Annotated in this window: 9 protein-coding genes and 1 rRNA gene (1 of these 10 running past the window's edge); 4 read left to right on the top strand and 6 right to left on the bottom strand. The window is 44.6% G+C overall.

What is annotated here, in order from left to right:
• The 3 genes from IGI86_RS03045 to IGI86_RS03035 all read right to left on the bottom strand — a co-directional run.
• A 16S ribosomal RNA gene (locus IGI86_RS03045) occupies positions 1-1373 on the bottom strand; it reaches 187 nt to the left of the window's first position.
• 565 nt (positions 1374-1938) lie between these two features.
• Positions 1939-2301: a hypothetical protein gene (locus tag IGI86_RS03040; protein ID WP_034871858.1), complete on the bottom strand. Its 363-nt coding sequence runs from the start codon at positions 2299-2301 to the stop codon at positions 1939-1941.
• A 67-nt stretch (positions 2302-2368) separates the two neighbouring features.
• Positions 2369-2749, bottom strand: coding sequence for a CvfD/Ygs/GSP13 family RNA-binding post-transcriptional regulator (locus IGI86_RS03035; RefSeq protein ID WP_005231980.1), 381 nt, complete (start codon positions 2747-2749; stop codon positions 2369-2371).
• A 93-nt stretch (positions 2750-2842) separates the two neighbouring features.
• Here IGI86_RS03035 and IGI86_RS03030 point away from each other — a divergent pair, with 93 nt between their 5' ends.
• A complete protein-coding gene (locus IGI86_RS03030; protein ID WP_269924644.1) occupies positions 2843-4024 on the top strand; it encodes a MalY/PatB family protein in 1182 nt (393 codons plus the stop codon).
• Between the two features lie 88 nt (positions 4025-4112).
• Here the strand turns inward: IGI86_RS03030 and IGI86_RS03025 are convergent, their stop codons facing one another.
• Positions 4113-4700 (bottom strand): peptidylprolyl isomerase, encoded by a 588-nt coding sequence (locus IGI86_RS03025; RefSeq protein ID WP_005227659.1) that lies wholly within the window; start codon positions 4698-4700, stop codon positions 4113-4115.
• A gap of 140 nt (positions 4701-4840) precedes the next feature.
• On the opposite strand from IGI86_RS03025, the gene IGI86_RS03020 reads away from it, so the two are divergent.
• From IGI86_RS03020 to IGI86_RS03010, 3 genes are all read left to right on the top strand, one after another.
• Complete coding sequence (locus tag IGI86_RS03020) at positions 4841-5818, top strand: NAD(P)/FAD-dependent oxidoreductase (protein WP_269924643.1); 978 nt, start codon at positions 4841-4843, stop codon at positions 5816-5818.
• A 5-nt stretch (positions 5819-5823) separates the two neighbouring features.
• Positions 5824-6429 carry a bis(5'-nucleosyl)-tetraphosphatase (symmetrical) YqeK gene (yqeK, locus tag IGI86_RS03015; RefSeq protein ID WP_269924642.1) on the top strand — a complete coding sequence of 202 codons (606 nt, stop codon included), beginning with the start codon at positions 5824-5826 and terminating at the stop codon, positions 6427-6429.
• 126 nt (positions 6430-6555) lie between these two features.
• Complete coding sequence (locus IGI86_RS03010; RefSeq protein ID WP_005227653.1) at positions 6556-7065, top strand: phosphatidylglycerophosphatase A family protein; 510 nt, start codon at positions 6556-6558, stop codon at positions 7063-7065.
• A 55-nt stretch (positions 7066-7120) separates the two neighbouring features.
• Here IGI86_RS03010 and IGI86_RS03005 read toward each other — a convergent pair whose 3' ends face one another.
• Both IGI86_RS03005 and IGI86_RS03000 read right to left on the bottom strand, forming a co-directional pair.
• The gene (locus tag IGI86_RS03005) at positions 7121-7759 is read right to left on the bottom strand and encodes a TIGR01906 family membrane protein (RefSeq protein WP_074536563.1); all 639 of its coding nucleotides are present in this window, start codon (positions 7757-7759) and stop codon (positions 7121-7123) included.
• Positions 7756-8526 carry a TIGR01457 family HAD-type hydrolase gene (locus IGI86_RS03000; RefSeq protein ID WP_061053784.1) on the bottom strand — a complete coding sequence of 257 codons (771 nt, stop codon included), beginning with the start codon at positions 8524-8526 and terminating at the stop codon, positions 7756-7758. Before IGI86_RS03000 ends, IGI86_RS03005 begins: the two co-directional genes overlap by 4 nt.
• Position 8527: the final 1 nt, after the last annotated feature.

Below are 8527 nucleotides of genomic sequence, written 5' to 3'. Positions count from 1 at the left end.
CCGCGATTACTAGCGATTCCGGCTTCATGTAGGCGAGTTGCAGCCTACAATCCGAACTGAGAGAAGCTTTAAGAGATTAGCTTAGCCTCGCGACTTCGCAACTCGTTGTACTTCCCATTGTAGCACGTGTGTAGCCCAGGTCATAAGGGGCATGATGATTTGACGTCATCCCCACCTTCCTCCGGTTTGTCACCGGCAGTCTCGCTAGAGTGCCCAACTAAATGATGGCAACTAACAATAAGGGTTGCGCTCGTTGCGGGACTTAACCCAACATCTCACGACACGAGCTGACGACAACCATGCACCACCTGTCACTTTGCCCCCGAAGGGGAAGCTCTATCTCTAGAGTGGTCAAAGGATGTCAAGACCTGGTAAGGTTCTTCGCGTTGCTTCGAATTAAACCACATGCTCCACCGCTTGTGCGGGCCCCCGTCAATTCCTTTGAGTTTCAACCTTGCGGTCGTACTCCCCAGGCGGAGTGCTTAATGCGTTTGCTGCAGCACTGAAGGGCGGAAACCCTCCAACACTTAGCACTCATCGTTTACGGCGTGGACTACCAGGGTATCTAATCCTGTTCGCTCCCCACGCTTTCGAGCCTCAGCGTCAGTTACAGACCAGAGAGCCGCCTTCGCCACTGGTGTTCCTCCATATATCTACGCATTTCACCGCTACACATGGAATTCCACTCTCCTCTTCTGCACTCAAGTCTCCCAGTTTCCAATGACCCTCCCCGGTTGAGCCGGGGGCTTTCACATCAGACTTAAGAAACCGCCTGCGCTCGCTTTACGCCCAATAAATCCGGACAACGCTTGCCACCTACGTATTACCGCGGCTGCTGGCACGTAGTTAGCCGTGGCTTTCTGGTTAGATACCGTCAAGGGATGAACATTTTACTCTCATCCTTGTTCTTCTCTAACAACAGAGTTTTACGATCCGAAAACCTTCTTCACTCACGCGGCGTTGCTCGGTCAGACTTTCGTCCATTGCCGAAGATTCCCTACTGCTGCCTCCCGTAGGAGTCTGGGCCGTGTCTCAGTCCCAGTGTGGCCGATCACCCTCTCAGGTCGGCTATGCATCGTTGCCTTGGTGAGCCGTTACCTCACCAACTAGCTAATGCACCGCGGGTCCATCCATCAGTGACGCAAAAGCGCCTTTCAACTTTCTTCCATGCGGAAAATAGTGTTATACGGTATTAGCACCTGTTTCCAAGTGTTATCCCCTTCTGATGGGCAGGTTACCCACGTGTTACTCACCCGTTCGCCACTCTTTTTCTTTCGATGGAGCAAGCTCCGGTGAAAGAAAAAGCGTTCGACTTGCATGTATTAGGCACGCCGCCAGCGTTCGTCCTGAGCCAGGATCAAACTCTCATAATGATTTGTTTGAATGACCATACGGTCATTAAGCTCATAAAAATTAACTTTGCTAGCTATTGCTTGCATGTATTTGTTTCAATAAATTGAAACGTCCTACACATTGGTTCGTTTGCTTGCTTTGTTCAGTTTTCAAAGGTCTACCGTGCTGTGTTAGCAACTTTTATATCATATCAGAGCGACGCTTGATTGTCAACTCTTTTTTTAAAAGTTTTTTTCGCTCGTTGTTTTTCAACTTCGTAGCGGCTGTCTCAGCGACTTTATTAGAATAACAAATGATTTGTTATTTGTCAACAACTTTTTTAATTAATTTTGTTGATGTATCAACATCGATTAACTGTTTTAAAATTGCGACTTCGTTATAATATCATCTGTTTCATTTTTGGTCAAGTCTTTTTTTGAAGTTTTTTCAAAAGCATTTTTGACCCGCTGACTCAATTGCCAACGTTGACTAATTTACCATTCTTCTTGACTCAGGTCAAGGAAATATTTCATTTTATTTACAAAAAGTTTTCAATAAAAAAAGACCGTCATAACGGTCTTCAGTCTTTTCACTAGTATACAGGTGCTAAAAGAACGGAACGCCTTCAATCTTATAGTCTTCGATGATCTTACGAAAGATATTAGGCTCTTCCCACGCATACCCTTCTGGCAGCTGTTGCGTTTGTCCTGCTTCTTGTGTTTCAAAAACAAATAAAGGAATGTTTTGCGTATCAATGTTGCCATTTGTGAGTTCAACGAGTTCGATCGCTGTCACATCAAGGTGGATACGGTCTTTAAACAATTGTAAGATCGTAGCCAAGCCGGTTTTATCTTCAGAAAAATCCGTTGACGCTAATTCCGCAGTGCCTTCGTGTATTTGCATCAAAAATCGTTTCGAACCATTTGCTAAGTGCATCATAACTGTACCCGCTACTTTTTTGGATCCCAAAATACCCACCTCAGTTATTCATCTGTTTGTAAACTAATTTTAGCACATTTTCAGAAAATATGCACGATTATCTGTTGCTGTTTTCTTTTTCTAACATTTCTTTGGCTTCTTTCACCCACACTGGTAAAGCTTCCCCAATCGTACGGAAACCGATCCGCTTATTCTTATTTGTAAAGTAGCGTTTACGCTTAAAGGGTGGCTGAACAAAACTTGATTCCAATGTACGGCGGGACAAACTGATCTTTTGGCTGTATTCGTCAATATCAATGATTTGTACACGGATCTTTTGCCCGATCTGTAAGACTTCATGGATATTTTTGGTAAACCCGGATTGGATCTCTGAAACATGGATCAATCCCTGTGTTTCCTTATCTAACGAAACAAATGCACCATAGGGTTGAATCCCAGTGACTGTTCCTTCTATAATGTTCCCGATTTGATAATTCATAGTCTTTCCTCTCTTTTCCACTTTCATTATACTTGAACTAGTGGTAGATTTGAAGCATCAGAAACAACGTTGCACAATATAGGAGGGAAACGCATGATCAATTTTGACAAAGTCCATCCCCGCTTAAATACCAATAGCGTCAAATGGGACACCATTGCAAAAACCTACAAGGAAGAAAACCTGCTGCCACTTTGGGTAGCGGATATGGATTTTCTGGCACCAGAATCAGTGAAAAAAGCTTTAGAAAAAGCAGTTGCCCAAGGGATCTATGGGTACTCCACCATCCCTGATTCGCTGCTTGAATCCATCATCGATTGGCAGCAAAGACGTCATGGTTATACCATCAATAAAGAAGCGATTCTTTTTAATAGCGGTGTCGTCCCTAGTATTGCACTGGCGATCCAAAGTTACACCCAAGAAGGAGATGCCGTACTGATCCACGATCCGGTCTATCATCCCTTTGCCCAGGTTGTCAAAAACAATCAGCGTACCTTAATTCAAGAACCGTTACTGGAAAAAGATGGCCACTTCGTCATCGATTTTGAGGCGATGGAACAAACCATCATCGAAAAGAAAGTAAAATTGTTTCTTCTATGTAATCCTCATAATCCTGGCGGACGCGTGTGGTCAAAAGAAGAACTGCTGATGATCGGCCGGATTTGTCAAAAGCACCAGGTGATCGTTGTCAGTGATGAGATTCATCAAGACATCGTTTTTGCGCCAAATCACTTTGTCTCTTTCCAAACAGTCGAGCCAAGCTTTGCCGATTTTTCGATCATTTTGACTTCAGCAACCAAGACCTTTAATTTAGCTGGGATCAAAAATTCGATGGTATTTATCAAAGACCAAACCTTGCGCAGCCATTTTGCAAAAACACAGGAACGTAACGTTCAAGGGGAAATCAATACGTTTGGTTTGGTCGCTACTGAAGCAGCGTATCGTGAATCTGAAGCATGGTTAGAAGAACTATTGACCTACTTAGAAGCAAATCGCACCTTTGTCTGCGACTTTTTGATTGAACATCTGCCGGCAGTGACGTTTCAAAAGCCCGAAGGTACTTACTTGATCTGGCTGGATTTTTCTGCCTATGGCCTAACGGATAATCAGCTACAAAGAAAAATGATTAAAGAAGCCAATGTCGTATTGAATCAAGGAAATATCTTTGGTCCCCACGGCAGTCACCATATGCGGCTGAACTTTGCCTGTCCTAAAGAGCTATTAGAAAAAGCACTCAATCAAATCGCCGCCGCGTTTAAAGACCAACCGATCGGTTAACTCTTTCTTATGAAAAAAGAACCCTAAAGCTACCATTTCAACGATCTCCTTGAGGATGACCGTTGAAACTGCTTTGGGTTCTTTTGTTTTATTCGCTGATTTCGATCGTTTCGATCACTACATCATGCACTGGACGATCTTGTGGTCCCCGTTGCACGCCAGCGATTTCATCAACGACTGACATTCCTTCGATCACATGACCAAAGACTGTGTGACGGAAATCTAACCAAGGAGTACCACCTGCTTGATACGCTTCGATGATTTCAGCTGGATAACCAGCACCTTCTAATTGACCTAACATGTTGCTAGGAACATTTTGATTGTTTACGATGAAAAACTGGCTGCCGTTAGTATTCGGACCAGCGTTTGCCATGGATAAAGCGCCACGAAGATTGAACAATTCTTTTGAAAATTCATCTTCAAAGCTGCCGCCATAGATACTTTCGCCGCCCATTCCTGTACCAGTTGGATCGCCACCTTGAATCATAAAATCAGGAATGACACGGTGGAAGATGATCCCATCGTAATACCCTTTTTTCGCTAATTCAACGAAGTTTTTGACTGTTTTTGGTGCCAATTCTGGGAACAATTGTACAACTACATCCCCACGATTGGTTTTGATGACTGCTTTATGGCCAGTTTGTTTTTCTAATGCTAACTGTGGAAATTCAGACACATTAACTCCTCCTTCTCTCTCATAAATCCATGATAGCAGAAAATTGAAAAAATGCTAGTTTGGATAATTTTTGCTATAATGAAGCTATTCGTACAACACGAACATGCTTCACCCCAACGTGGTTAGAAAAGAGGAATAACATGGATATTTTTGATATAACGATTATCGGCGCCGGACCTAGCGGGATGTTTTCTGCTTTCTATGCCGGTATGCGTAACGCCAAAACCAAGATCATCGACAGCTTGCCGCAATTAGGCGGTCAGCTTGCTACTTTATACCCAGAAAAATACATCTACGATATCCCGGGTTATCCGAAAATCAAAGCGGGCGATCTTGTCCAAAACCTGGAAAAACAGTTGACGACCTTCAATCACCAATATTGTTTAGAAGAAACCGTCTTGTCGGTCGAAAAACAAGAAGACTATATCGAAGTCACTACCGACAAAGGAATCCATTACTCGAAAGCCGTGATTTTGGCTTTAGGAAACGGCTCCTTCCAGCCGCGCAAACTGACTTTGCCAGAAAGCGAGCGGTTTGAAGGATACGGCTTAGACTATTTTGTCACCGATTTGATGAAGTATGCCGGACGCAAAGTAGCGATCGCCGGTGGCGGCGATTCTGCCATCGATTGGGCATTGATGCTGGAGCCGATCGCTAGTGAAGTCTACTTGATCCATCGCCGTCCTGAATTTCGTGCTCATGAACATAGCGTCAGCAAATTACAAGCTTCTGCCGTCAACATTCTGACTCCTTATGTGATTCAAGAGCTCCAAGGAGAGCAACGTTTGACTGGTGTCTCGTTGCAGCAAGTCAAGGGTGATGAAACGGTCAGCCTTTCATTGGATGCTTTGATCGTCAATTACGGTTTTTCTTCCACATTGAACATCAAGGATTGGGGCATGAAAAGCAGCCGCCAAGGAGTCTTCGTCTCTTCAGATATGAGCACGTCTGTTCCTGGGATCTATGGCTGTGGGGATGTCGTTTTATACGATGGAAAAGTCGAACTGATCGCTACTGGTTTCGGGGAAGCCCCAACTGCGGTGAACAATGCACTCCATTACATTGATCCCAAAACGCGGACGCAACCCACCCACAGTACGAGTCTTTTTAAGGAGTAGCTGAGATGAAACAAGTTGGTCTTGCCACCTATACTCTCCCTTTACAGGGGAAGACCCTCACTGAGCAAATGGTTCAGTATCTGGAAACCTTCGATCATGCCGAAACGGCGGTCCACAATCTAGCCGTTGCCCAAGAAGCCAAAGGATTGGCAGAACGGTTTCAAGTCAATGCGGAGAAAGCTTACTCAGCAGGACTGCTGCACGATGTCAGCGTCGTCATCCCTAATGACCAGCGAATCGCCTTGCAGATAGCGGTAGGCGAACCGATCTTAGACGCGGAGCGGCAAGCACCTTTTTTGCTGCATCAGCAGCAATCCGCTTTGTTGGCAAAAACGGTTTTTCATGTGTCTGACCCAGAGATTCTGTCCGCCATCAGCTGTCATACCACCTTAAAGGCCCAATATAGTCGTCTCGATCTGATCGTTTTTTTAGCCGACAAAATCAAATGGGATCGCAAAGATCAAGCACCTTTTTTAACCGGCTTATTAGACCGCCTCGATGATTCCTTGGAATCTGCCGCTGGCTATTATATGGACTGGCTCTTTGCCGGTGACTTAGTGGTCCCCCATCCTTGGGCAGTGGCAGCCAAAGCAAAATTAGCAAACACCTAAATGCCAGAAGGGACTAAAACCCAAACGGCATGGGCTGCAACTAGAATAGGGCACAACTTATGATTGCAATCCATCAGTCGCATGTTGACTTTTGAATAAACTTTTTTTTACATGGAGGGGAACTATATGGTATTAGAAAGCAAAACACTTGAAGACAAAGCAAGAGAATTGTTGGCCGACCGCGGTGTCTCGCTACAAGACATCGGCGAATTGGTGATGTTTTTGCAAAAAGACTACATTGAAGGCATCACCTTGGAGATGTGTATCGAAAGCGTCAACGCTGTCTTAAGCAAGCGGGAAGTCCACAACACGATTTTAACGGGTGTTCAGTTAGATATTTTGGCAGAAGAAAATCAACTGCTGCATCCACTGCAAGAAATCGTCAAAGAAGACGAAGGGCTTTATGGGATCGATGAGATCCTCGCACTATCCATCGTCAACGTGTACGGCTCCATCGGCTTTACTAACTACGGATACATTGATAAAGTCAAACCAGGCATTTTGAAAGAACTGAACAAGCACGACGGTCCCCGCGTTCACACCTTTTTAGATGATATCGTAGGTGCCATCGCCGCTTCTGCCGCAAGTCGCTTAGCCCATCAACACCCAAGTAAATCTCATTACATTACGCAATAAAAAAAGACCAACGATTCACCTCTCTCAAAGGAAGTGGATCGTTGATCTTTTTTCATTACGCTGTTTTTTTCAAGCCTCGTTTCCCCCACCAATAGAAGGCAAAAAAGAAGACTTCAATCAAGACGAAAAAGAGAATAAAGCAATGCATGAAAAACGTTTCTGGCAGCACGTTGATGATCGGATCGGTGGCTGGATTAAAGAGCCAATCGTCGTTACTGAAGAAAATCTCATGGAACGTAACGAAAAAGCGGTCAAAGCCGACAGCCATCAAAAAACCGAAAATCAGCGGCAAAATCATCCCCCATTGAAAGGGACGAATCAAGCGCCATTGCTGTTGTTTTTGCCGTAACCGATTGACGAACCAGATACTCGGCAGCACCGTGACGATCATCACGGCATAATTTAATAGAAACAACTGCTTCACATCGTAAAAATGCCCAGCGCCAGCTTCAGACATTGGAAAATCGGGCAAGGCGAGCGTACTTGCAAAGGGATTGTTTAGAAAATCTAACAATAAGCCATAGTTCTTCAACAACTCTTCTCTTGTTAGCGAGGTATAATCCAGCAGATTTAAGTGATCGACATCAAACCAATATAACGGTCGAAAATTGATCGTTAGGGTGATCGCTAGACTGACCAAAAACAAAAACAAGCAGACAAATCCTAAGCGTTCAAGCCACACTTGTTTTTTCATTGTTCAAAATCCCACTCATCTAAAGAATCAACCACATAGGTTGGTGCTACTGGTAATGTCGGAACTGCCGCTTTCGGGGTAAAGCCAGATAATACGAGCAAAGAATCGATCCCGTTTTGGATCCCCGAGCGAATATCCGTTTCATAATTGTCCCCCACCATCAAGACCTCTTCTTTTGATAAGCCGATGTGTGCCACCGCTTTTTCCATAATGATGGCTTCTGGTTTGCCAATAAAAATCGGTTGCGTTTGGGTGGCAGTCTCCACCATTGCAATCAGTGAACCCGCACCTGGCAACAAGCCTCTTTCCGTCGGGATATTTTTGTCGGGATTGGTCCCGATAAAGGTAGCTCCTTTTTGGATCGCTAACGTTGCTAAAACAAATTTTTCATAGGTCACGTGGTTGTCTAAACCAACCACGACATAATCCGGATTGGTTTCTTCCCACTCAAACCCAGCAGCTAAGATCAAATCGATCAACCCCGCTTCGCCGATCACAAACACTTTGCGGCCTTTGCCATGGTCTTTCATAAAATCGATCGTTGCCAAGCTTGCGGTATAGATCGTTTCTGGTGCCACATGGATCGAAAATTCATCCGCCAATCGCTGCGCCACGACTTCGGGACTGCGGGTCGTATTATTGGTCACAAATAAATAGGGCAGTCCTTTTTCTTGTAAGGACTCTACGAAGCGTTTCCCAGCAGGGATCGGCTCTTTTCCTAAGTAAATCGTACCGTCTAAATCAATCAAATAGCCTTTATATTTCATC

It is taken from the genome of Enterococcus sp. AZ188 (assembly GCF_050544075.1).
Lineage (GTDB): Bacteria > Bacillota > Bacilli > Lactobacillales > Enterococcaceae > Enterococcus_D > Enterococcus_D entomosocium.
Note: the sequence above shows the minus strand (reverse complement) of the source record. Positions and strands in the feature narration are given on the sequence as shown.